This window comes from Allobranchiibius huperziae (genome assembly GCF_013410455.1).
Classification (GTDB): Bacteria; Actinomycetota; Actinomycetes; order Actinomycetales; family Dermatophilaceae; genus Allobranchiibius; species Allobranchiibius huperziae.
This window is the reverse complement of sequence record NZ_JACCFW010000001.1, coordinates 150,970-174,860: the sequence shown is the minus strand read 5'-3', so window position 1 is coordinate 174,860 and position 23,891 is coordinate 150,970. Positions and strand designations below refer to the sequence as shown.

The 23,891-nt window shown below is 70.0% G+C and carries 22 protein-coding genes; 11 read left to right on the top strand and 11 right to left on the bottom strand.

Annotated features, from left to right (window positions below; translation table 11 throughout):
• Positions 1-62 precede the first annotated feature (62 nt).
• Positions 63-572 (bottom strand): DUF6328 family protein, encoded by a 510-nt coding sequence (locus HNR15_RS00875; protein WP_179478338.1) that lies wholly within the window; start codon positions 570-572, stop codon positions 63-65.
• Positions 541-1,950 carry an MFS transporter gene (locus HNR15_RS00870; RefSeq protein ID WP_179478336.1) on the bottom strand — a complete coding sequence of 470 codons (1,410 nt, stop codon included), beginning with the start codon at positions 1,948-1,950 and terminating at the stop codon, positions 541-543. Before HNR15_RS00870 ends, HNR15_RS00875 begins: the two co-directional genes overlap by 32 nt.
• A 65-nt stretch (positions 1,951-2,015) precedes the next feature.
• On the opposite strand from HNR15_RS00870, the gene HNR15_RS00865 reads away from it, so the two are divergent.
• Positions 2,016-2,744: an ArsR/SmtB family transcription factor gene (locus HNR15_RS00865; RefSeq protein ID WP_179478334.1), complete on the top strand. Its 729-nt coding sequence runs from the start codon at positions 2,016-2,018 to the stop codon at positions 2,742-2,744.
• Here the strand turns inward: HNR15_RS00865 and HNR15_RS00860 are convergent.
• Complete coding sequence (locus HNR15_RS00860; RefSeq protein WP_179478331.1) at positions 2,736-3,266, bottom strand: GNAT family N-acetyltransferase; 531 nt, start codon at positions 3,264-3,266, stop codon at positions 2,736-2,738. The genes HNR15_RS00865 and HNR15_RS00860 overlap by 9 nt on opposite strands.
• Before the next feature lie 203 nt (positions 3,267-3,469).
• Here HNR15_RS00860 and HNR15_RS00855 point away from each other — a divergent pair, with 203 nt between their 5' ends.
• On the top strand, positions 3,470-4,006 hold the full coding sequence (locus HNR15_RS00855) for a hypothetical protein (RefSeq protein WP_179478329.1): 537 nt from the start codon (positions 3,470-3,472) through the stop codon (positions 4,004-4,006).
• 97 nt (positions 4,007-4,103) lie between these two features.
• On the top strand, positions 4,104-6,347 hold the full coding sequence (locus HNR15_RS00850; protein WP_179478327.1) for a hypothetical protein: 2,244 nt from the start codon (positions 4,104-4,106) through the stop codon (positions 6,345-6,347).
• A 10-nt stretch (positions 6,348-6,357) separates the two neighbouring features.
• Here the strand turns inward: HNR15_RS00850 and HNR15_RS00845 are convergent, their stop codons facing one another.
• Entirely contained in the window at positions 6,358-7,146 is a 789-nt protein-coding gene (locus HNR15_RS00845; RefSeq protein ID WP_179478325.1) for a hemerythrin domain-containing protein, read from the bottom strand.
• Between the two features lie 102 nt (positions 7,147-7,248).
• On the opposite strand from HNR15_RS00845, the gene HNR15_RS18715 reads away from it, so the two are divergent.
• From HNR15_RS18715 to HNR15_RS00830, 3 genes are all read left to right on the top strand, one after another.
• Complete coding sequence (locus HNR15_RS18715; protein WP_179478323.1) at positions 7,249-8,304, top strand: LuxR C-terminal-related transcriptional regulator; 1,056 nt, start codon at positions 7,249-7,251, stop codon at positions 8,302-8,304.
• 38 nt (positions 8,305-8,342) lie between these two features.
• Positions 8,343-9,119 (top strand): DinB family protein, encoded by a 777-nt coding sequence (locus HNR15_RS00835; RefSeq protein ID WP_179478321.1) that lies wholly within the window; start codon positions 8,343-8,345, stop codon positions 9,117-9,119.
• Between the two features lie 217 nt (positions 9,120-9,336).
• Entirely contained in the window at positions 9,337-10,599 is a 1,263-nt protein-coding gene (locus tag HNR15_RS00830) for an HNH endonuclease (RefSeq protein WP_179478319.1), read from the top strand.
• Positions 10,600-10,642: 43 nt separating this feature from the next.
• Here the strand turns inward: HNR15_RS00830 and HNR15_RS00825 are convergent, their stop codons facing one another.
• Positions 10,643-11,212 carry a DivIVA domain-containing protein gene (locus HNR15_RS00825; protein ID WP_179478317.1) on the bottom strand — a complete coding sequence of 190 codons (570 nt, stop codon included), beginning with the start codon at positions 11,210-11,212 and terminating at the stop codon, positions 10,643-10,645.
• Between the two features lie 75 nt (positions 11,213-11,287).
• Here HNR15_RS00825 and galE point away from each other — a divergent pair, with 75 nt between their 5' ends.
• Complete coding sequence (gene galE / locus HNR15_RS00820; protein ID WP_179478315.1) at positions 11,288-12,310, top strand: UDP-glucose 4-epimerase GalE; 1,023 nt, start codon at positions 11,288-11,290, stop codon at positions 12,308-12,310.
• Positions 12,311-12,382: 72 nt separating this feature from the next.
• Here the strand turns inward: galE and argS are convergent, their stop codons facing one another.
• Both argS and HNR15_RS00810 read right to left on the bottom strand, forming a co-directional pair.
• Positions 12,383-14,146 carry an arginine--tRNA ligase gene (argS, locus tag HNR15_RS00815; RefSeq protein WP_179478313.1) on the bottom strand — a complete coding sequence of 588 codons (1,764 nt, stop codon included), beginning with the start codon at positions 14,144-14,146 and terminating at the stop codon, positions 12,383-12,385.
• 30 nt (positions 14,147-14,176) lie between these two features.
• The gene (locus tag HNR15_RS00810; RefSeq protein WP_179478311.1) at positions 14,177-14,590 is read right to left on the bottom strand and encodes an MmcQ/YjbR family DNA-binding protein; all 414 of its coding nucleotides are present in this window, start codon (positions 14,588-14,590) and stop codon (positions 14,177-14,179) included.
• Positions 14,591-14,717: 127 nt separating this feature from the next.
• On the opposite strand from HNR15_RS00810, the gene HNR15_RS00805 reads away from it, so the two are divergent.
• From HNR15_RS00805 to HNR15_RS00795, 3 genes are all read left to right on the top strand, one after another.
• Positions 14,718-15,614: an undecaprenyl-diphosphate phosphatase gene (locus HNR15_RS00805; RefSeq protein ID WP_179478309.1), complete on the top strand. Its 897-nt coding sequence runs from the start codon at positions 14,718-14,720 to the stop codon at positions 15,612-15,614.
• A gap of 125 nt (positions 15,615-15,739) precedes the next feature.
• Entirely contained in the window at positions 15,740-15,958 is a 219-nt protein-coding gene (locus HNR15_RS00800; RefSeq protein ID WP_179478307.1) for a hypothetical protein, read from the top strand.
• 10 nt (positions 15,959-15,968) lie between these two features.
• Positions 15,969-16,736 carry a GDSL-type esterase/lipase family protein gene (locus tag HNR15_RS00795; protein ID WP_179478305.1) on the top strand — a complete coding sequence of 256 codons (768 nt, stop codon included), beginning with the start codon at positions 15,969-15,971 and terminating at the stop codon, positions 16,734-16,736.
• On the opposite strand, the gene uvrA is transcribed toward HNR15_RS00795, so the two are convergent.
• Entirely contained in the window at positions 16,733-19,210 is a 2,478-nt protein-coding gene (uvrA, locus tag HNR15_RS00790; RefSeq protein WP_343048351.1) for an excinuclease ABC subunit UvrA, read from the bottom strand. The two genes, HNR15_RS00795 and uvrA, sit on opposite strands and share 4 nt — an antisense overlap.
• A 147-nt stretch (positions 19,211-19,357) precedes the next feature.
• On the opposite strand from uvrA, the gene HNR15_RS00785 reads away from it, so the two are divergent.
• Complete coding sequence (locus HNR15_RS00785) at positions 19,358-20,185, top strand: formate/nitrite transporter family protein (RefSeq protein WP_218883500.1); 828 nt, start codon at positions 19,358-19,360, stop codon at positions 20,183-20,185.
• 45 nt (positions 20,186-20,230) lie between these two features.
• On the opposite strand, the gene HNR15_RS00780 is transcribed toward HNR15_RS00785, so the two are convergent.
• The 3 genes from HNR15_RS00780 to HNR15_RS00770 are packed head-to-tail and all read right to left on the bottom strand — an operon-like array spanning position 20,231 to position 23,831.
• On the bottom strand, positions 20,231-21,136 hold the full coding sequence (locus HNR15_RS00780) for a haloalkane dehalogenase (protein ID WP_179478302.1): 906 nt from the start codon (positions 21,134-21,136) through the stop codon (positions 20,231-20,233).
• 46 nt (positions 21,137-21,182) lie between these two features.
• A complete protein-coding gene (locus HNR15_RS00775; RefSeq protein WP_179478301.1) occupies positions 21,183-22,142 on the bottom strand; it encodes an NAD(P)/FAD-dependent oxidoreductase in 960 nt (319 codons plus the stop codon).
• Between the two features lie 45 nt (positions 22,143-22,187).
• Positions 22,188-23,831, bottom strand: coding sequence for an ATP-binding cassette domain-containing protein (locus HNR15_RS00770; RefSeq protein WP_179478300.1), 1,644 nt, complete (start codon positions 23,829-23,831; stop codon positions 22,188-22,190).
• Positions 23,832-23,891: the final 60 nt, after the last annotated feature.

Sequence of the window (23,891 nt, the reverse complement as noted above, 5' to 3'; positions counted from 1 at the left end):
CTAGTTCGGGCACTCACCTCGACAGCGGATGAGAACCCACCCGATTCCCCTGCCGACGCGGGTCAGGCTCCCTGCGACGGCGCCGAGGAGCGCCGCCGCTGGGCGGACCGGCTCGCGCTGAGCGGCAGCATCACCCACAACCCGATGAAGCTGAGTACGGCCACTCCCGCCGCGACGAGGCCGGCGATCTGGCCCACGAGCAGGCTGAAGACCAGGAGCACTGCCAACACGATGGTCGCGGCGAGAGCGGCCAGCCCGGCCTTCGCCAGTCGACTCGCGAGCGCCACGAGCACGTCCTTCTCGTGTCGGCGGAAGAGCAGCCGGTGCGAGCTGACCGGCGCGATCAACAAGATGGTGGCGCTCACCGCGCAGACGACGGCGCCGGCGTACTCACCTCGTTCGAGGCGGTCGAGCGTGCCGAAACGCTGCTGGAAGGGCAGCGTCAGCAGGAATCCGGCCAGGATCTGCACGCCCGTCTGGGTGACGCGCAGCTCCTGCAGCAACTCCTCCCAGTTGCGGTCCATCCGCTCGGTGGGGGTCTCACCCCTGTCGGGGGACGTGTGATCGGTCATGGCCCAGTCTGTCCCCGGCGCCGGACGCGGCGGGGTGAAGCGGCAGTGCGAGCAGAACCGTGACGACGGCCAGGACTGCGGCGACCACCAGCGAGACCCGCAGGCCGTGCACGACGGAGTGCGCGGCGAACGCGCCGAAGAGGGCCACCCCGATCACGCTGCCCGCCTGCCGAGCGGTGTTCAGCGCACCGGACGCGATGCCCGACCGATCCCGGTCCACCGACCCGAGCAGCGCCGACGTCATGGCGGGCACGATGACACCGAGCGACGCGCCGAGAAGCGTGAGCTGCACGACGAGCGCGAGGTACGGCGTGCTGCGGCCGGCGGCGAGCATCGCCACGAGCGCGACGGCGAAGACCGACGCCGCGGCGGCGATCACCCTGCGGGTGCCGAAGCTGGAAACCAACCGGCCCGCAGCGATATTGGCGATGAGCACGACCGCCGTGGTGGGTGCGAATGCCAGACCGGTGGCCAGCGGTGAGTAGCCGCGGACGGTCTGGAAGTAGATGCCGAGCACGAAGATCAAGCCGTAGAAGGCGATGTTGATGACCAGCCCGATGGCGGTCGTGGCGGCGAACGTCGGCGACCGGAAGAGACCGAGCGGCAACAGCGGTGCGGCGCGGCGTCGTTCGACCAGGACGAAGCCCATCGCAGCAACGGTCGCGGCCACCAGACCGGCCAGCACGACGGGATCGGCGAAGCCGCGTGACCCGCCCTCGACGACCGCGGCCGCGAGCGCCCCCAGGGTGACGACCCCCAACAGTTGACCCGGCGGGTCGATCGAGGCGCGCGGCGATCGCGAGGTCTCTTCTGCGTACCGGGCGATGAGCACTGCGCCCAAGATCCCGAGAGGAAGGTTGATCAGGAAGATCAGCCGCCAGCTCGACGCCGCGATCAGCGCACCGCCGAGCAGCGGCCCTCCGGAGAGTCCGATGCTCGCGCCGGCCGCCCACAATCCGACCGCGCGCGCCCGGCCCGCGTCGTCGGGGTAGGCGTGGTTGAGGACCGTCAGGGAACACGGCACCAGGGCGGCCGCACCGATGCCCTGCACGGCGCGGAACGCGATGAGCCAGCCCAGACTCGGAGCAATGCCGCAGGCGACGGATGCCGCTGTGAATAATGCGAATCCGACGATGAGCAGCCGTTTGGCGCCGATCCGGTCGGCCAGCGAACCCGCGGACAGGATCAGTGCAGCGAAGGTGACCGTGTAGGCGTCGACCACCCACTGGGCCGCGCTGATGCTGCCGCCGAGGTCGTTGCGGATCGAGGACACCGCGACGTTCACGACGGTCACATCCAGTTGGACGACGCCGTATCCCAGGCTCGTCCCGGCGAGGGCCAGGGCGGCGGATCCGGTACGACGGCTCGAGTCGGTCATGTGATCGACGCTAGGCACGGATCCCTTCGATCGCCGTCGAAGCGATCCGGTCCTACCGTGAAGAGATGAGCGAACTGGGCGACGTGGATCTGTCCGCGGTGGGCGCGGTGCTGGCCGACCCCGGGCGGTGCCGGATGCTGTTGGCACTGGACGACGGCCGGTCGCTCCCGGCCTCCCGGCTGGCGGACGAGGCGGGCGTCAGCCCGGCCACCGCCAGCAGTCACCTGCGTCGCCTGGTCGACGCCGGGATGCTCGTCGTCGAACCGCATGGCCGGTACCGCTACTACCGTCTCGCTGGTCCCGAGGTCGGCCGGCTCATCGAGACCCTGCAGCCGTTCGCGCCGCGCCGCCCCGTGCGGTCGCTGCGCCAGGGCACCCGCGCGGCCCAGCTGCGGACGGCGCGGACCTGTTACGACCACCTGGCCGGGCGCCTTGGGGTGGCCTTGATGACATCGATGCTCGAGCGGCACCACCTCACCGGAGGAGACGGACAGCGCACCCCCAAGGAAGGGCCGCAGGGTGCCGGCAGCGAGATCGACTACGAGCTGACCGACGCGGGTCGGGCCTTCCTCGACGACTTCCGCGTCACGCTCGCACCGAGGCGCCGCACGGTCCGCTACTGCATCGACTGGACCGAGCAGCAGCACCACCTGGGCGGTGCGCTCGGACGTGGGCTGTTCGACCGGATGGTCGCCCTCGACTGGGTACGCCGCTCGCCCGCGCACCGCGCCGTCGACCTGACGCCGGCCGGACGCGAAGGCCTGGCAACGGCATTCGGCATCGAATCACTCTAGAGTCGCGAACCACTGCTCGGCACCGAACTCCTCGAACCGCTCGACCTCGACGAAGCCCAACTGCTGCGCCACCCGCAGCGAGCGGGCGTTCGCGGTCTGGGTGCACAGCACCACCGGCTCGCCTGGAAGTGCACCCGCCACCCAGTCGAGCGCAGCGACGCAGGCTTCTGCGGCATACCCGAACCCCCACGCCCGGGGCAGGAACATGTAACCGAGTTCGATCTCCCGCGCTTCTGGGCGGGTGTGCCCGGGACGCTCCGCGTCGCGCCGCTCGAGCGTCACCGTGCCGATCATGTCCCCGTCGAGCCTGACCACGAAAAGGCCCGGCCGAGAGGGAAGGACGGCAGGCATCGCCCGCTCGACATCGTCGTGAGCGCGAGGTCCACCGAGGTAGGTATGGACATCCGGCGATGTGAGCAGCTCGATGAACACGGGGCGGTCGTGCGCCTCGGGTTCGCGCAGCACGAGCCGCTTCGTCGTGATCGACGGTGGCGGCCAGCTCACCGGGCCGAGGTCTGCCACGGGCCGAATCTATCCGCGTTCGGTCACGCGTCATCGAGCGCGCGGCTGACCTCTTTGCGGCATTCGAGCGGCGCTGAGGCCGGGTACCAACCATTTCGGGCCATCGCGCGTCTCTAGTTCAGATTCATCGCGACTCTGCCCTCCGGCTGCATCAGCAGACCATCGGATCAGCACAGCGCACATCACCAGGGGGTAAGAAACGCATGAAGCTTCACAAGGTCGCGCTGTCTGCAGGGGTTCTTCTCGCCGCCACGGCAGGGATGGTCAGCATGGGCGCACCGGCACACGCAGCAGGCACCACGATCCTGGCTCTGCACACGGGTGACACGTTCACGACCGGCCAGAAGGGCGTGCTGTGCGAGGTGCATACCGGCGGCGTCGAGTGCATGTTCAACACGGCGCGGCCGTACGGCGTGACGAGCACGCAGGCCAAGAAGATCTGCGGCAACGCTGCGCTCGAGGACATCCAGCTGTCCGGCCGATCCTGGACCTGGGGATGCGCCACGGACGTGCAGGTCATCCCGACCAAGGCCTCCAACGCCTGGGCCACGCCCCACCGTCTCCCGATCGACGGCGGTCTGCACGCACCGGTGATCCCGGCGAACTGGACCTTCACGGTCTCGGGCCTGCCGTGCCACGTGTCGTACAACGGAGCGGTCGGCTGCGCCGCGACGGGTTCGAGCAACACCGGATTCACCGCCGACGCGCATGACGTGGTGCCGCGCGGGACGCACGCCTGACCGGCTCCGCAGCATCGATATGGCCGCTCGGCCGACGTCCAGCAATAACCCGCCGGACGTTGCGCCAGCTTGCAGCTTCCGCTGCGATGATCGGTGCGTGCCAGACGCGGGTGGGGGACGGATTCATCATGTCCGCAGGGCTTCGGGGGTCGCCGCCGGTGTCGTTGCGGTCGCGGCGAGCTGGGTCGTCGCGTCGCTGTACGGCGTCTCGTCCGCAGACATCGCGCGCTATCTCCTGGCCTCCCTCTGGTCGATCCTGCTGCCGGGAGCGCTCGTCCACCGTGCACTGCGGGGCCGGTCACGCGACCTGCTGAGCGAGGTCACCTGGGCGTTCGTGGTCGGCCTGGTCGTGCAGCTGGTGGCCTGGGCGATCTTCGTGGGCCTCGGGGTGGGCGGTTGGCTCGCGGCGTACCCGTTGATCGTGCTCGCGGTCTTCGCCGCCGTTCCCGCGCTGCGGGTGCACCTGCGACCCGGGCGCTACGAGAGCAGCACGCCGGTGCCCGTCGCCTGGGGACTGACCGCGGCGTACGTCGTGTCGATCGGGCTGCTCGCGTACGGCACCTTCCGCGTCAGCCCGCTGCCGCCGAGCACTCGCCGCTGGTACCAGGACCTTTACTGGCACGCCGCGATCAGCGCCGATGCCCGGCACTCGGTGCCGCCGGTCGTGCCGCAGCTGGGCAACCAGACCTTGAAGTACCACTGGTTCTCCAACGCGCACATGGCAGCGGATTCGCTGGTGTCCGGTGTCGACGTGCTCACCGTCACCGCGCGGCTCTGGTACCTGCCCATCTATGCGGCGCTCACCGCCACGACCTACCTGCTGGCCGCGCACCTGACCCGGCGAGCCTGGGCCGGTCTGCTCGCGGCCGTGCTCATCCTCGTGCCGCCGGGTTTCCTTCTCCTGCAGTGGCTGCCCGGGATCGCACAGGACTCCTACATCCCGCTGTCCCCATCGCAGATGTTCTCGCTGCCGCTCATCGCGCTCACCGTCTGGCTGCTGATCGACGTCTGTCGAGCGCGCGCGTCCGCCGGCACCTGGGTCCTGTTCGTATTCCTCGCCATCGGACTCTCCGGAGCCAAGTCCTCGTCATTGCCGACGGTGCTCGGCGGCGCAGGGCTGGCGCTGCTGCTCTCCCTCGCACGCCGCACGGGACGGACCGCGGCCGCGTGCGCCACGGCTGCGGTGGCGGTGGTGATCGCGGTCAGCTCCCGCTTCGTCGCCGGAGGCACCAGCGGATCGACCTTCCGACCGGATGCGACGGTGCGCTCCCTGAAGGTGTTCCAGCAGTTCTCCTCCCACTCCCACCTGCAGCACCGCGCACTAGCAGTGCTGCTGCTCGTACTGATCGTGCTGCAGGTCGGCTACGGCCTGGTCGGCCTCTTCCTCCTCCGCCGACCGCATGTCGCCGATCCCGGAGTGTGGATCCTGATCGGGGTCGAGATCGCGGCGCAGATCGCGCTGTCGGTCATCGACCACCCGCAGGGATCCCAGTACTACTTCGTGCGCGGCACCGATCCGCTGTGGACCGTTTTCGGAGTGTGGGGTTTCGCTGCCGTCGTGGCGCGCGCCCGGCCGGCTGCCCGATGGCGGATCGTGACGGCCGTCGCCGGCTTCGGCGTGCTCGGCACGCTGCTCGTGGCGGTCGCCCGTATCCTCGGCGGTGGGCACCAGCCCACCGCCTCGGCGAAGAGGGCGGCCGCAGTCGTACTACTCGTCGGGCTTGTCGTGGTGGGAATCGCGTTCCTGCTGAGACTGATATGCCGCCGACCCGTGCTGCACCGAGTGCTCATCGCGGGCGTCGCGGGCGGAGTGCTGATCGCCTCCACGCTCCCGACGCTGCTCACCGTCGGCCACTACGCCCAGTCCACCCGCTCCCGCACCCCGCCGTACGACGGGCACCTCGCGACAGCGCAGGTCGCCGGGGCGCGTTGGGTCGCGGCCCACACGCCGCAGGACGACCTGATCGCGACGAACATCTACTGCGTCGGCACCGTGACCGTGCCGCACTGCGACGACCGCGCGTACTGGGTGCAGGGCCTCACCGAGCGCAGCAGCTACCTCGGCGGCTGGGCCTACGAGGACCAGAACCAGGCGAACGTGCTCCACGATCCGCACACCGCGTACCGACGGAGCTTCTGGGACCCGGCACGGTTGCGCCTCAACGCCGCCGCGTTCAGCGCACCGACGCCCGAGGTGCTCGACACCCTGTACGGCAAGGGTGTGCGGTACCTCTTCGCCGACACCACCGCCAGCCAGGTGTCCTCGCGGCTGCGCACGCTGGCCGACCTGGTGTGGAGCAACGGCCGGGTGCAGGTCTACAAGCTGCACGCTCCGGCCTGAGACGGACCGCTCAGGGGTGTCTCGTGCCGTGCACCTGTAGTGCACGTCGAGCGTAGAACCGAGGCGCGATGCGCGGGATCACCATCCGCGGGAGCGCCGGCGCTGCCTTCAACATGTCCTGCAGCACGGCCGGATCGCCCTCGTAGGCGAACATCCCGAAGACCAGCGGCAGTGTCGATTTCGGCAGTCCGGCTGCTCCCGCCTCGCCGATCGCCGCCCACTCGGCCTCGGTGAGTACGGCTGCTGCAAGCGGCAGCACGCTGCGCTCCTCGAGCTCCAGGTGCGCCTTCAACAGGTCGTACAACGTGCGCAACCTGGCGACCAGTTCGTCGCGATGTACGGCGTCGACATGGCTGCGCCACCCCGCGCGGGCCACCGCGACATCGTCCAACGCCGCATCCAGACCGACGTGCTGGCTCTCGACCTCGTCGATCAGCCTGGTCGCCTGCTCGGGCACTCGCTCGCGCATCATCGGCCAGAGCAGGGCGTCCTCGCCGGCGTGATGGTGGTGCAGCATGTCGCACAGGAAGCCGAGGTGCCGGTCGACCACCACGGCCCGCTTCAGCGCGCCCGGCTCGACCCGGGCGACGGCCGCGGGCAGCAGGCGGAACTCGCGCAGCATCGCGGTATGCACCACGATCATGTCCCGCACGTCGACGAGTGGCGCTTCGTCGTCGGCCATGGTGTCGACCGTGTCGACGACGGACTCCGCCGTGTCGGTCACGGGCCGGCAGACCCATCGGGCCTGCTCCGCATTCCACCAGCATCGGGTGGTGTGGCTGTGTCTGTCGGTGTTCATGCCTCCAGAATCGGGACGCCGCTTCGTCCGCACCATCCCAGAAATGTGGGGACTTTCGCCGCAATGCTGTCGCGCTCCGGGGAGCTGGGTCACCATGGTCCGGTGACCACGCAGCGGCACCGGTCGCTGGCGGACGAGCTGACCGTCGGCACCCGAGGTGACACAGATCTGAGCGCGCTCGCCGCGCGGATCTGCGCCGCCGTACGCCGACATGTGCCCTTCGATTTCGGCTGCCTGGCCACCACCGACCCGTCCACCGGGTTGATCAGCTGGACCTACAAGACCAGGCCCCTGGCGGTCGGCGACGAGGAGTTCGCCGCAGCGGAGTACGGCGGCCCGGACATCAACCAGTTCAGTCAGATCGCGACGCGGCCCGACCCGGTCGGGGTGCTCTCGATCGACACCGGCGGGGCACCTCAGGAATGCCGCCGGTTCCGCGAATTCCTCGCTCCCAGTTTCGGCTTCACCGATGAACTGCGCGTGACGTTCCGCGCGCAGGGATTGATCTGGGGGGCCCTCGCGATCTACCGCGGCGCCGCCGAGCCGCCGTTCACGGCGGCCGACGCCCGGGTGGTGTCGGCCGTGCAGTCCCAGGTCGCCGACCTGATCCGCGGTGCGGCCTTCAGCCCCCGCCGCTCCGGCTCCGAATCGGCGGGCGGGCCGTCCGTCATCATCGTTGACGGCGCCGATCGCGTCGCCAACATCACCGCCGCGGCCGACGCGCGGATCGAGGACCTCGGCGGCTGGGACAACGGATCCCTTCCCGCGACCGTGCTGGCTGCAACGGCAGCCGCGCGCAGCACGCCGGAGCTCGCGATGACCCGGGCCATGGGCCGCTCCGGCTCCTGGCTGACCGTGCGGGCGACCAGGTTCGCCGCGGGGCCCGCGAACGAGGCGGCTCCACCACCCGATGACGTGGTGGTGACCATCGACGACACCACCGCCGCCGAGATCTGCGCCATGACGCTCGCCGCACGCGGACTCAGCCGTCGCGAGCAGGACGTCGCCGCAATGGTGTTGCAAGGCGCCGCGACGTCGGCCATCGCCGCCGCGCTGCACCTGTCGCCGCACACCGTGCAGGACCACTTGAAGTCGATCTTCGCCAAACTCGGCGTCAACAGCAGGCGCGAGATGGTTAGCAGCCTCGTCGTGCGCTGACCTCTCGGCGGCAAGGCACCTCCACGAGGAGAGGCACCATGGCAACGTTCACCAGCTCCGACCTCCTGCACGGTGCCGAGTTCACCGATGTGGACCTCGGCGGCTCCCGCTTCGTCCGGACGGACTTCTCCGGTGTCACGATGCGCGCGGTCGACGTACAAGGCACGGACATCGACGCTCCGTGGCTGTCGGCAGCGGACGGCGGGTTGCTCATCAACGGAGTCGACGTCGTCGCATTCGTCGAGGCCGAGCTCGACCGCCGCTTCCCGGGGCGGGCGCAACGGCGGGCTGCCACCCCCGACGACCTGCGCGCGGCATGGGCTGCGCTGGAGGCGACCTGGGCCGCCACGGGCGAGCGGGTCGCGTCGATGCCGAGGGGCACTGTCGATGTCTCGGTGGCGGGCGAATGGTCGTACGCGCAGACCCTTCGGCATCTGATCATGGCGACCGACACCTGGCTGGGTCGCGCGATCCTGGGCGTGGAGCGGCCCTACCACCCGATCGGTCTACCGAACAGCGAATACGAGACGGACGGCTACGACTTGTCCGTTTTCACCGATGCGACCCCGCCGTACGACGAGATCCTGGCCGTGCGGGCGGAGCACGTCGCGATGGTGCGCGATTTCATCGCAGCCCTCACCGCGCAGGATCTTGCCCGGTCGTGCAGGCACCCATGGGCCCCCGACCGCCGCGTGTCGGCGCTCGCCTGTCTGCACACCATCCTCGAAGAGGAATGGGCGCATCATCGCTACGCCGTGCGCGATCTCGCGTCGATCATCGGACAGCCGGAAACCGGAATCTCGGCAGATGATTAACCGGGTCGGGGCGTTCGATATAAGGGGAAAGAATACCTGTGAGAATGTCGCGCTGGCATGCGAACAGGTGTATGATCTATGAATGAGGCAGCTTTCCGAAACCACCGCTGATCGGGGCCGGGACGTGCCGCAGGAATTCGATTCCCATGGCGCCATGGGAATGCCTCCGAATATCGATAATATTGACGTCGCCCAAGCGTTGAAATGGTGTCGCGACGTGCTCGCCGCGGCATATTCACAGGCGAAGCTCGACCGCCACCGACTCGACCTCGGCGACCTGGAATCGCAGGCAGCCGAATGTGCAGCGATCGCCAATGCCGCCACCGCGGTGCAGAACGTGCGCGTCGCCCAGTACGCCGCGACCGAACGGACAACCGGCGCCGACGGGACCGACCTCGAGATCGACCGTGGCATCGGCCACGTCGAGGAGTTCGCCGACACCGACCTCGCACCCGCCATGTGCTGGAGCGAACGTCAGGCCACCGCACGTGTCGGCGAAGCGGTCGATGCGGTCGCCGTGGCGCCGGCCCTGCTGGACCTGATGGGCGCGGGCGCGATCGACTCCTGGCGGCTGCGCCGGATCACCGAGATCCTGGCCTACGCGCCCGACCACATCGCGAGCCATGTCGTGGACACCCTCATCGCCCGCGGCGTCACCGGGTGGACACCGGTGCAGATCAGCCGGCGCACCCGCACCCTCCTGACCCGCCTGGACCCGATCGCCGCGGAGACCCAGCACAGCGCCGCCGCCCGTGACGCGATCGGGGTGTTCGTATCTCCCTCCGCATACACCGGATACACCGATCTGCGCGCGACGCTGCCCACCGAACGCGCGCATGCGGCGTACGCCGCGGTCGATGCCCTCGCCCGTGAACTGCACGCAGAGACCACGACCGGCAAGACCCTCGCGCAATGCCGCGCCGACGCCCTCACCGACCTCATCCTCGCCAATGCGCACATCGAGACGACCGTCGTCTTCCAGGTGCCGGTCGACCGCACACCGGGGAACGGCGAGCCGAGCGCGGTCAGCGCGATCGGGGACGTCGACGTCGCCGGCGTCGGGACGATCTGCGGCGACACCGTCCGGCGCCTCACGGCCGAGCTCGGCACCCGGATCGCCCGGGTGCTGACCGACCCGACCGCCGGCACGCACCTGGACACCACCACTCGCACCTACTCCCCCACTGTCGCGATCCGCAGGTTCGTCGAGACCAGGGACGAGCACTGCCGCTTCCCCGGCTGCACCGCGCCACCGAAGAACTGCGACGCCGACCACGTCATCCCCTGGCCGCGCGGTGAGACGACACCCGCCAATCTGCAGTTGCTGTGCCGCCACCACCATCGAGCAAAACACGAGACGGGTTGGCGGGTGCGCATGACTGACAATGGGGAATGCACGTGGACCAGCCCTACGGGCCGAATCTACGAAACCAGGCCCGAGGCAATGATCAGGGCAGAACTAATGCAGCTGACTGCCTGAATCGAATATTCGGAATCGACAGCAAACTTCGAGTGCGCCTGAATCAACGCAGGATCGGGCGGATGGTGCCGAGCTGGTCCAGGAAGACGTCGACCGCGATGGCGTCGTAACCACCCCGGCCTCGCTTCGGCGGGTAGAAGCGCACCGTCTCGATCCGCGGCAGCTCCTCGCCCTTGGCCATCGCGAGCAACACCTGATCCAGGAACGCGTCCACCTCACCCTCGTCGTACGCGCGGGTGCCGGTGCGTCGGGCGAAGCAGATCTCCCGCACCCAGTCCTGCTGCTTGCCGGTCCACTCGCGGCGGCCACTCCCGCTGTCGGTCGACGCGGGCTGCGCAGGGTTCGGCGGAGGCGAGGCCAGATCGAAGTCGTGCTGCCACGCCGCGACGTGCGCGAGCAGCGCTTCAACCGCCTCGGGGGTGTAGCCCTCACGCAGCCGGGAGCGGCGCAGCGCGAGTGTCGACACCTGCGGTACGGGCCGCTGTTGGCGCATCAGGATGGCGATCCGGGCGAGCTGCCGGTCGACGTCCTCGACGCTGTATCCACCCCGCTGGCGTGGCAATCGCGCGGCACGGACGGTGTCCACGTGCGTGGACGTCCACGGTGTGTTCATGCTCCCCTCTCCGGCTCTGCTGTGCTCCTCGAGAGCTTCCGACACCCTCGCATGGTGCCCGTAGGATCCCTTGCCATGCGAGTTCTCGTCTCCGGCGGGGCCGGCTACATCGGCTCACACACCGCGGTCAACCTGCTCGCCCACGGCCATGATGTCGTGCTCGCCGACGATTTTGCCAACAGCAAGCCGTCGGCCGTCGACCGCATCGAGCAGGTGAGCGGCCAGCACGTCCCCCTTCACGCGATCGACCTGTGCGACGCCGACAAGACCGACCAGGTGTTCGCCGAGCAGCCCATCGACGCCGTCATCCACTTCGCGGGCCTGAAGGCGGTCGGCGAGAGCGTCGGCAAGCCGCTGGAGTACTACCGCAACAACCTCGACAGCACCTTCTCGCTGCTGGCCGCCATGCGCCGCCACGGCGTGCACAGATTCGTCTTCTCCTCCTCCGCGACGGTGTACGGCGACCACGCGCCCGTCCCGTACAACGAGGATTACCAGCCCCTTTCGGCCGCGTCACCCTACGGCCGCACGAAGGTCATGATCGAGCAGGTCCTCACCGACACCGCTGCGGCCACCCCCGACCTGTCGGTCGCGCTGCTGCGCTACTTCAACCCGGTCGGCGCGCACCCCTCCGGCCGGATGGGCGAGGACCCCTCGGGCATCCCCAACAACCTGATGCCGTTCATCGCCCAGGTGGCCGTGGGACGGCGCGACAAGCTGAGCATCTTCGGCGGCGACTACCCGACGGCCGACGGCACCTGCGAGCGCGACTACATCCACGTCGAGGATCTCGCCGCCGGGCATGTCGCGGCGCTCGAACACCTGGACTCGATGTCCGAACCGGTGCGTGCCTTCAACCTCGGCACCGGCACCGGCACCTCGGTGCTGCAACTGCTGCACGCCTTCGAGCGTGCGGTCGGCCACGAGCTGGCCCACGAGATCGTCGGACGGCGCCCCGGCGACCTTCCGGCGTACTGGGCCGACCCGACGCGCGCGCACGAGGAGCTGGGCTGGAGCGCGCACCGCAGCATCGACGACATGTGCGCCGACACCTGGCGCTGGCAGTCGGAGAATCCGCAGGGCTACCCGGCGAGCTGACCACCGCCCGACGGGCAGGGTCGTCGCGCGCTCTCTACGGCGCGCCACGACCCCAGCCGTCGGCCGCTGCGGCTACATCTGGTCGGGCGCGGTGATGCCGAGCAGTCCCAGCCCGTCGACCAGCACCGCCCGGGTCAGATGGCACAGGGCGAGGCGTGACTCGCGCACCTCGTCGTCCTCGGCCTTGACCACCGGGCACTGCTCGTAGAACGTCGAGAAGGTCTGGGCGAGCTCGGACAGGTAGGTGCACAGTCGGTGCGGCTCCAGCGTCTCGCCGACCTGCACGACGACAGCGCCGAAGTCGAGCAGCCGCAACGCCAGAGCGCGCTCGGCCGGCTCACGGACGACGATGGGTCCGACCGGCTCGACCACGCCGGCGCGGGCCAGGATCGAGCGGATCCGGGTCGTTGCGTACTGCAGATAGGGGCCCGTATCGCCGGTCAGCGCCACCATCCGGTCCAGGTCGAACGTATAGCCGCTGTCGTGCGCGACCGAGAGGTCGGCGTACTTCAGCGCCGCGACGCCGACCTGGTGGGAGATGACGTCGCGCGTCTGGGCATCCAGCTCGGGGCGTGATTCGGCGATGACCTCAGCCGCCTTCGCGAACGCGGCGTCCACGAGATGCTGCAGGTCCGCGACCTCTCCCGAGCGGGTGCGCAGGATCTTGCCGTCCGTGCCCACCACGTTGCCGATCTGCACGTGGATCGGCTCGGTGTCCTTGATCCATCCCGCGAGTCGCGCTGTCTCCCAAACCATCTGGAAGTGCAGGTGCTGCGGCGCCCCGACGACGTAGAGCGCCCGGTCGGCGTGCAGATCGAGCGAGCGGTGCCGGATGGTGGCCAGATCCGTTGCGGGGTAGCCGTACCCGCCGTCGGACTTGCGCACGATCAGCGGCAGCGGCTTGTCGTCCCGGCCGCGGTAGCCGTCGAGGAAGACGCACAGCGCGCCCTCGCTGATGACGGCCAGGCCCTTCTCCTGCAACGCGTCGCAGATCCCGGGCAGTTCGTCGTTGTACGACGACTCGCCGGCGATGTCGTCGTCGGTCAGGGTGATGTCGAGCTCGCCATAGACCCGGTTGAGGTAGACCCGGGACAGCTCGAGGATCTCCCGCCACAGCCGCAGCGTGTCCTCCTCACCGGCCTGCAACAGGGTGACCCTGCGACGGGAGCGCACGTCGAAATCGCCGACACTGCCCGCGGGTTCGGCGTTCTCGGCGGTCGTGAACTTGCCGCGCGCCGCCCGGTAGAACGCGTTGGGATCGCTCTGCAGCAGGCGGGCGTCGTCGCTGTCCTCCCCCACCTCGAGCAGGTGCTCGATGAGCATCCCGAACGGCGTACCCCAGTCGCCGAGGTGGTTCTGGCGGATCACGTCGTGACCGAGGTACTCCAGGGTCCGCACGAGGGAGTCGCCGACGACGGCGCTGCGCAGGTGGGCGACGTGCATCTCCTTGGCCGCGTTGACCGAGGAGTAGTCGACCACGACGGTCTGCTGGGGCGGGCGTACGACGCCGAAGTGGTCGTCCTCGCGCAGCGCGGTGGCCGCCCGGCCGATCCAGGCGGAGGAGAAGGTGACGTTGAGGAACCCGGGCCCGGCGATCTCGACCTGCTCGACCAGGTCCCCGTGATCGAGGTGGTCCACGATCGCCTGCGCGACCTCGCGCGGCGGGCGACCCAGACGCTTGCCGGCCGCCATCGCGGCGTTGACCTGCACGTCGGCATCGGTCTGCCGCTTGTTCGCCGGGCGGATCACCGGGTCGGCCTCGGCCCAGTCGGCACCGAACGCGGCAGCCATCGCCTCCTGGACGCGCGGAGTGAGGGCGGCAATCGGGTCAGTCATGCCCGCAAGGATAGGGACCGCGCACCCGGCTCATTCCGATCGGTGCTGCTCCAGCCAGGCCCGCTGCCGCGCCGCCGAGGCGCAGGACAGCCAGGCGTCCGCGACGATCTCGGCCAGCTCGTCGACTGCCACCTCGCCGATGCGACTCGCGCGCACCAGCACCGAGGAGTGACCCTCGAAGTGCGGAGTGGTGAAGAACGGCGAGTCGGGATCCTGCACCAGCGCCTGCTTGTCCTGCTCGTCGGGCACCCGCAGCATTATTACGTCGGTGTAGCGCTCGCCGGTGTCCGGATCGACCGCGTCCGGGCGCGGATTGCGGAAGAAGACGAACGTCTTGCCCCCGACCTGGTAGACGGGATTCTCCCGCGTACCCGCCTTGCGCTGCGCGTACGGCATCGCCGCCGCGAGGCGGTGGACATCGGCGACGGTCGCCCTCCGACCCATCTCTGAGAGGCTAGTCGCCGAGCGGCCGGCGGGCGGGTCACAGGCAGTCTTCAGCGGAGCCCGGCTACTGTCCGCCGTCGCACGTCCCATCCCGCTCCACACCGACGAACCCGATGAAAGTCGAGCCGTGAATCACCTCAGCTACCTGCAGGCCGTCGTCATGGGCCTGCTGCAAGGCGTCACCGAGCTGTTCCCGGTCTCGAGCCTCGGGCACTCCCTGCTGGTCCCCGCGTGGATCGGCGGATCCTGGTCGGACCTGGTGACGCAGCAGGGATCCAAGAGCGCGACGCCGTTCCTCGCCTTCATCGTCGCGCTGCACGTGGCGACGGCCTTCGCCCTGATCGCCTTCCAGTGGCGGGACTGGCTGCAGGTGCTCGGCGGGGTCGGCGACCTGGCGCGGGACCGCCGGATGCGTACGCCGCGCTCGCGTCTGTTGGTCCTACTGGTGGCCGCCACCATCCCGATCGGCATCATCGGACTGGTCCTGGACAAGCCGCTGCGGCACCTGTTCTCCCACCCGCTGGCCGCCGCGATCTTCCTGACGCTGAACGGCCTGGTGCTGCTCGCCGTGGAGCTGCTGACCCGCCGTGCCCGGCGTACGCCGGTCCGCGCTCACGCCGCCGACGCCGGCGGCGCGGAACTCGACTTCTCGGGCACCGGTTTCGGCGAGGCGATCGCGATCGGCACCAGCCAGGCGCTCGCACTCCTGCCCGGCATCTCCCGGTCCGGCGTAACGATCTCCGCGGGCCTGCTGCGCGGCTGGAGCCACGAGCGGGCGGTGCACTTCGCGTTCCTGCTCGCGACCCCGGTCATCCTTGCCGCCGGCGTGCTGAAGGTGCCGGAGCTATTCGGACCCGAGGGCAAGGGCATCCACGGTCAGGTGCTCGTGGGCTTCGTGGTCGCCTTCGTCGCGGCGTACGCCGCAGCCCGCTGGCTCACCCGTTTCCTGCGCACTCGCACGCTCTACCCGTTCGTGATCTACTGCCTGATCGCCGGAATCGTCAGCATCATCCGCTTCGCCTGACGACGAATTTCGGGACGGCGAACGGGCCGTACCGGGTCGGCGATTCGCGGCTCGGCAGCCCGCCCGCGGTCGAATACCACCCTGCGCTGGCGCGCATCACCCCTTTGGGCGGTCACACTAGGGGTATGGCTTCCTCTGGAAACAACCGGCCGCGTCACGCCAACAGCCCCTTCGCGGCTCACGTCGAGCCGGACGTCGAGGACTTCGCGCTCGCCGACCGGGTCTGCCACGACACCTATGGCATGGGCCGTGTCGTCGGCGTCGACAAGAGCGGCCTGACGGTCGACTTCGGCAGCTCGACGCGCCGTATCGAGACGCCGTTCCGCAAGATGACCAAGCTCTAGAGCCACGCGGGTGGCACACCCGGGTCTCGGCTACGACAACCGCACCGGGCGCGGACCCGGGCGGGTCGTACGCACGATGAGCGCCCTCGTGCCCGGCGTACGGCGGGTGTGGCGCCAGGCGACCCCGTACGCGGACGCCTGGCACGCCCGGAACGTCGAGACGATCGACCGACCGGGCCGCCGCTGGATCGTGCTGGGCGACTCGATGTCGCAGGGCATCGGCGCGTCGGCGTACGACCTGGGGTGGGTCGTACAGCTCGCCGGCCGCCTGGCCGCCGACGGCCACGACCTGCAGATCATCAACCTCTCGGCGACCGGGGCCTGCGTGACCGACGTCCTCGAGCAGCAGCTCCCGGCGCTGGAACGGCTCGGCGTACGGGACGACGACCTCGTCACGGTGATGGTGGGTTCGAACGATCTCTTCGGAGGGCGGAGGCGACGCGCGGCCCTGCCCGGCGCTTACTCCAGGTTGGTCGAGAGCGTGCCAGCGGGCTCCCTGGTCGCCACCCTCCCGCAGCCGAGCGGCCCCGCGCGCGCCGCGAACGTCTTCGTCGAGGCGGCCGACGCCTCCGGTCGGATCGTGATGGTCGACCTGCGCGTCACCGGGCCCTCGTCCTGGCGCGGGCGGCTCGCGGCGGACTACTTCCACCCCAACGACGCCGGGTACGCCGCGATCGCGGCGGCGTTCGAACCGACCCTCCGCCAGGTGCTCGCCGCCCCGTCGAGGAGTAGGGAACCACCGAGGGGTGGCGATATATCTCCACCCCCCGATGGCTAAGAGTCGGTCAGGCGGGCGCGCAGGTACGGCGCGGTCGCACTGCCGGTGGCTGCGGCGACCTCCCCGGGCGTGCCGGTCGCCACCACATGGCCCCCAGCGTCGCCGCCGCCCGGCCCGAGGTCGATCACCCAGTCCGCGCTGGCGATGGTGTCCAGGTCGTGCTCGACCAGCACCACGGTGTTGCCGGCGTCGACGAGCCGGTGCAGCTGCCGCACCAGCAGCGCGATGTCGGCGGGGTGCAACCCGGCGGTTGGCTCGTCGAGCAGGTAGAGCGCGTGCCCGCGGCGGGCGCGCTGCAGCTCGGTCGCCAGCTTGATCCGCTGGGCCTCGCCGCCGCTGAGCTCGGTCGCCGGCTGACCCAGCCGCAGATAGCCCAGCCCGACCTCGCGCAGCGTAGTCAGGCTGCGGGCGGCCGAAGGCACGTCGGCCAGGAAGTCGGCGGCCTCCTCGACGGACAGCGCCAGCACGTCGGCGATGTTCCTGCCGCGGTACTGGATCTCCAGGGTCTCCGCGTTGTAGCGCGCGCCGTGGCAGGTGGGGCACGGCGCGTACGTGCCGGGCAGGAAGAGCAGCTCGACGGACACGAACCCCTCGCCCTGGCAGGTCTCGCACCGTCCCTCGGCGACGTTGAAGGAGAACCGGCCCACGCCGTACCCGCGCTCGCGGGCCTCCGAAGTGGCGGCGTACAGCTTGCGCACCGCATCGAAGAGCCCTGTGTACGTCGCGAGGTTCGAACGCGGAGTGCGCCCGATCGGGCGTTGGTCGACCCGCACGAGCCGGTCGAACGACTCCAGTCCGGTCGCATCGTCGACGTCCACCGCGAACGCCGTCTCCTCCTCGTCGTCGCTCGCCTGCCCGAGGTGCTGACGTACCAGCTCCGACAGCACCTGGGTGACCAGCGTCGACTTACCCGACCCGGACACGCCGGTGACGGCCGTCAGCACGCACAGCGGCACGTCGACGCTGAGGTCGGACAGGTTGTGCCGGGTGATCCCCTGCAGGTGCAGCCACCCGTGCGGCGAGCGACCCGGGCGCTCCAGCGGCTCCGCGCGACCGAAGAGATAGTCGCCGGTGACCGACTCCTCGACCTGCTCGAGGCCGTCGACCGGGCCGGAGTAGAGCACCTGTCCCCCGTGCTCGCCGGCCCCAGGGCCGATGTCGATGATCCAGTCGGCGCGGCGTACGACGTCCAGGTCGTGCTCGACCACGAAGAGGGAGTTGCCCGAGCTCTTCAGCCGGTCCAGCACGTCCAGCAGCGGCGCGGCGTCGGCGGGGTGCAGCCCCGCGGACGGCTCGTCGAGGACGTAGACCACCCCGAAGAGACCCGACCGCAGCTGGGTGGCGATGCGCAGCCGCTGCGCCTCGCCGGGCGACAGCGTCGTGGAGCTGCGCCCCAGCGACAGGTAGCCCAGCCCGAGGTCGAGCAGCACCTGCACCCGGCTCACCAGGTCGCCGGCGAGGCGCACCGCCACCTCGGTCGCTTCCCCGGAGTCGGCGTACGACGTCGCGGCGCCCGCGTGCGTCAGCTCGGCGACCGGCCGCAGGAGTGCGGTCAGCTCGACGAATGAGAGCGCGTTCGTCGCCGCGATGTTCAGGCCGCGGACGGTGACCGCCAGCGAGTCGGGCTGCAACCCGGTGCCACCGCACGCGGTGCAGGTGTCGCTGCGTACGAAGCGCATCGCCTTGTCGCGCATCATCTGGCTCTTGGTGTCGGCCAGCGTGTGTCGCACGTACTTGCGCGCGCTCCAGAAGGTGCCGTAGTAGTCGCGGCCGGTGGAGTCGTCGGCCTCGCCGCGGCGATCGACGAGCACCCGCGGCTGCTCGTCGGTGTAGAGCAGCCAATCGCGGTCCTTGCGGGCCAGGTCGCGCCACGGGACGTCGACGTCGATGCCGACGGTCTTGGTGATGCGCAGCAGGTTCTTGCCCTGCCAGGCTCCCGGCCACGCGGCGATCGCGCCGTCGCGGATGCTGAGCGACGGGTCCGGCACCAACAGGTCTTCGGCCACGTCGTGCACCTCGCCGAGTCCGTGGCACACCGGACATGCGCCGGCAGCGGTGTTCGGCGAGAACGCCTCCGCCCCCAGACGTTTCGCGCCCTGCGGGTAGGTGCCGGCGCGCGAGTAGAGCATCCGCAACAGGTTCGACAGCGTGGTCAGCGTGCCGACCGTCGAGCGGGAGCTCGGGGCGCCGCGCCGTTGCTGCAATGCCACTGCCGGTGGCAGCCCGGTGATCTCCTGCACGTGCGGCGCGCCCACCTGCTGCAGCAACCGGCGCGCGTACGGCGCCACCGACTCGAAGTAGCGCCGCTGCGCCTCGGCGTAGAGCGTGCCGAAGGCCAGCGAGGACTTGCCGGATCCGGAGACTCCGGTGAAGGCGACCATCGCGTCGCGCGGGAGGTCGACGTCGATGTGCTTGAGGTTGTGCTCGCTGGCTCCGCGGACGTGAACGAAGTGGTCGATCGGGTCATCGGGCACGTCCCCATCTAACCGTCCGCGGCGCTCCTCACAGCATTCGCTCAAACGTCGCCCGCGTCCACGCGAGCGCCGACCCGAGCAGGGCTCCCCCCGCGGCACATAGCGTGGCGTCATGACGTACCCATCACGCCGGCCGCGGCCGCGCGCGTGAACGAAGACTCCGGCGGTTCCCAGAGCATCACCTCGGCCAAGGGCTCGCGTGACGAGCCGGAGTTGGAGCAGGCCTACGAACGACTGGTCGACGAGGGGCACGACAGGCTGGATCGGCCGCTACTACCGCTGCTGTCGACCGGTTTCCTGGGCGGTGTCGACGTCGGGGTGGGGGTGCTGATCTACCTGGTCGTGGAGGCCAAGACCGGCGACGCCCTACTGGCCTCGCTGGCGTTCACCATCGGCTTCGTGGCGCTGCTGTTGGCCAGCAGCGAGCTGTTCACCGAGAACTTCCTCGTGCCGGTCATCTCCGTGGTCGCCAAGGTGGGCACCCTCACGCAACTGGTGCGGCTGTGGGTCGTGACGTTGGCCGCCAACCTGGTCGCCGGTTTCGCCATGGCGGGGATGATCGTGGTGGCCCTGCCCGACGTACACGACGCCGCGATCAAGGCGGGCTCCCACTACGCCCACCTCGGCGTCTCGTTCCGCTCGTTCTTCCTCGCGGTGCTCGCCGGAGCGGTCATCACGCTGCTGACCCGGATGCAGCACGCGACGGAGAACCTCGGGGTCCGCGCGATGGCCGCGGTGATGATGTCGTTCGTGCTCGTCGGAGCCCAGCTCTTCCACTCCGTGCTGGACTCGATCCTGATGTTCGCCGGGCTGCTGACCGGTCGAGCGGATTACGGCTACCTCGACTGGCTGGGTGCTCTCGGATGGTCGGCGTTCGGCAACCTGGTCGGCGGGCTGGTGCTCGTCACCGGCCTGCGCCTGCTGCGTACGTCGCACCGCATCGCCGAGAGCCGCGACGAGGGTCAGACCGGCTGAGTCGAGGCCGCATCCGACGGTCGACGAGGGGCACTCGCGCCGGTGTCAGCGCTGCATGAACTGCGCGATGACCTGGCCCAGTTCCGGACCCGCGTCCTCCTGCAGGAAGTGACCGGCGCGCTCGATCGTGGGGTGGCTCCGATCCCGGGCGCCCGGGACGTGCCGGCGCAGGATGGGTGCCATCGCCGCAGTGATCGGATCGGCGTCGCTGAACGGCAGCAGGAAGGGCAGTTCGCAGGTCGAGAGCATCAGCCACGCGGCACGATTCGCGTCACTGGCCGGGTCGTCGGGTCGGGTCGGCACGAGGCCGGGCATCGCGCGCGGACCCGCCTTGGCGCGTTCGTCCGGGAACGGCGCGTCGTACGCGGCGCGCACTTGCGGGGTCATCGGGCGCGCGCACCCACCGTCGACCAGCCGACCGATGTCGAGCACCTGCGCCTTCTCCACGGCGCGGCGGAAGCGCCACCAGACCTCCGGCATGTCGACGTCGCCGGTCGGCAGTCCGGTGTTGGCCGCGACCACGCGGACAAAGCGGTCGGGGTGCTCGGCGAGCAGCCTCAGCCCGATCAGTCCGCCCCAGTCCTGGCCGACCAGGGTGATCTCGCGCAGTTGCAGGTGCTCCAGCACCAGCTCGCGGGTCCACTCGACCAGCCGGGCGTAGGAGTAGTCGGACGCGTGCAGCGGCTTATCCGACCGCCCGAACCCGATCAGATCGGGTGCCACACATCGGATCCCGTGGTCCGCGAGCTCGCGAATCACGTGGCGGTAGAGGAAGGACCAGGACGGCTCGCCGTGCAGCAGCAGAGCCACCGGTCCGTCGACGGGTCCGACGTCGACGTACGCCATCCGCATCGTCCCGCCGTCCGGATCCGCGACCTGGGCGTACGCCGGCTCCCATGGAAAGTCCGGCAGTTGCGCGAAGGCGGCGTCGGGGGTGCGGTAGACCTCCATGCTTGTCAGCCTCCCAGCACGACGCGGTTCATCGGGCGCGGCAACGTCACCGGCGTCGGTCGAGGATCGCGTCGGCGAGCTGCGTCCCCGACAGCCATGCCGCCTCGACCCGGGGCTTGTCCGACCACGAGTCGCCGCAGAAGCCGATGCCGTCGTCGCCGAGGTGGAAGGCGTCCTCGCGGGTGCCCGCGGGGTGCGCGAACGACCAGCGCTGCACGCGTGACCAGGTCGGCCGGTCACGAATGTCGAGCAGGCCGGTGAGCGATGCGAGCATCACTGGCTCGGCCGCGTCCGGGTCGGCGAGATGCTGCCTGGCCAGTTCCTCGGTCGCGTGCGCGACCAGCACCGGAGCACCGTCGCCGCGGCGAGCGCCGTCGTCGGCGATCCAGGTCAGATGCGGGTCACCGTTGACGAATGCACCGTCGAATCCCTGGTTCCACGAACGGCGTTCCCACCCTGCGAGCAACGCCAGCGTCGGGGCGTAGTCGTCGGTGAGCACCGACCGTGAGTGCAGCGACGGGTCGAGCAGGCGATACGCCTGCGGGTCGGGCATCGCCAGCACCACCGTGCCCGCCGGACGGCCGTCCACCGCGAGGGCACCGGTCTGCTCGTCCCGCGTCACGACCTGGACCTTGCTCTGTTCCGTGCGCAGACCCGCCGCCAGATCCTCGACGAGCGAACGCAACCCGCTCGGGGACGCCCAGCGCATCGAGCCTTGCTTCGGGTCGCCACGCTCGCCGTCGTCGTACACCTGGAAGGTGTCGGTCCACTCGCGTGCGAGCCCGCGCCCCTGCCAGTCGGAGACGACTGCGGCGAACCGGTCGTCGCTCACCGTGAAATACGACGCGCCGGTGTCGACCGCGTGACCATCGACCGTGCGCACGGCCATCCGCCCGCCGAGGCGACGGCCCTGGTCGAGCAGCGTCACGTCGGCGCCGCCCTCGGTCAACGCCCGCGCGCACGCGACCCCCGAGATGCCTCCACCGACGACGACCACGGGATCCATGCATCCATCCTGCACAGCCGGTCGGCGCGCGGCGCGTCAGCCCGGCTACAGGGCCGTGACTGTGCCGTCCTGTACCTGCCAGCGGTGGTCCAGGCGGACGTTGTCCAGCAGTCGCCGGTCGTGCGAGACGAGCAGCAGGGCTCCGTCGTAGGACTCGAGTGCCTGCTCGAGCTGCTCGATGGCCGGCAGGTCGAGGTGGTTGGTGGGCTCGTCCAGGACCAGGAGGTTGACCCCGCGCGCCTGCAGCAGCGCCATCGCGGCGCGTGTGCGCTCCCCGGGTGAGAGCCGGCTGACCAGGCTGGTGACCTGGTCGGCCTTGAGACCGAACTTCGCGAGCAGCGTGCGGATGTCGGCGGGATTCATCTGAGGCATCGCGGCCTCGAACGCATCGCCCAGGGACAGGTCCTCGGCCAGTCCAGTGCGGGCCTGGTCGATCTCGCCCACCGCGACCGAGGCGCCGAGGCCCGCTCGACCGGTCGTGGGAGCAAGCCGTCCGAGCAGCAGCCGTAGCAAGGTCGACTTGCCGGCGCCGTTGGGGCCGGTGACGCCGATCCGGTCGCCCGCGCTGATCTGGAGCGTGACGGGCCCGAGGGTGAAGTCGCCGAGGGTCGCGGTGGCATCGTCGAGCGTGGCGACGACCGAACTCGAACGCGGCGCCCCGGCGATCGTGAACTGCAGCGCCCACTCCTTGCGCGGCTCCGCCACCTCCTCCAGACGCGCGATCCGCGATTCCATCTGGCGGACCTTCTGCCCCTGCTTCTCGGAGGACTCCGTCTGCGCCTTGCGGCGGATCTTGTCGTTGTCCGGCGACTTCTTCATGGCGTTGCGGACACCCTGGGAGCTCCACTCCCGTTGCGTGCGAGCGCGGCTCACGAGATCGGCCTTCTTGTCGGCGAACTCCTCGTACGCTTCCCGGGCATGGCGGCGCGCGATGGCCCGCTCCTCCAGGAACGCGTCGTACCCGCCGTCGTAGACCGCGACCTGACGTTGGGCCAGGTCGAGCTCGACGACACGGGTCACCACCCGGGAGAGGAACTCGCGGTCGTGCGAGACGAGCACGACCCCGGCGCGCAGCTCGCGGACGAACCCCTCGAGCCGGTCCAACCCGGCCAGGTCCAAATCGTTGGTGGGCTCGTCGAGCATCACCAGGTCGAACCGGCTCAGCATCAACGAGGCCAACGCCGCCCGCGCGGCCTGCCCGCCCGACAGCGAGGTCATCAGCGCGTCCGGGCCCACGTCGAGACCCAGGTCGGCGAGCACCGCAGGGAGGCGTTCGTCCAGATCCGGCGCCCCGCTGGCCATCCAGCGGTCGAAGCTCTCCGCGTACGCGTCGTCGACCTGCTTGGACGCGGGCCCCTCGCCGAGCGCGGTAGCGGCCCGCTCCATCGCCGACGTCGCGGCCTCGGCGCCCGTACGACGGGCCACGAACCGGCCGATGGTCTCGCCGGGGATCCGCTCGTGCTCCTGGGGAAGCCACCCCACGAACGCGTCGCTGGTCGAGGTGGACACCGTGCCGTCGAGCGGCTCCAGATCGCCGGCGAGGATCCGCAGCAGCGTCGTCTTACCGGCGCCGTTGGCACCGACCACACCGACCACGTCACCGGGCGCGACGGTGAGATCCAGCGCGCTGAAGAGCGTGCGGTGAGCGTGTCCGCCGGCGAGATTCTTGGTCACCAGGCTCGCACTCACCCGGCGATCGTAGTTGCGCCCGGCCGGCGTACCGCCCGCTCGATCCCTGGCCCCCGAACG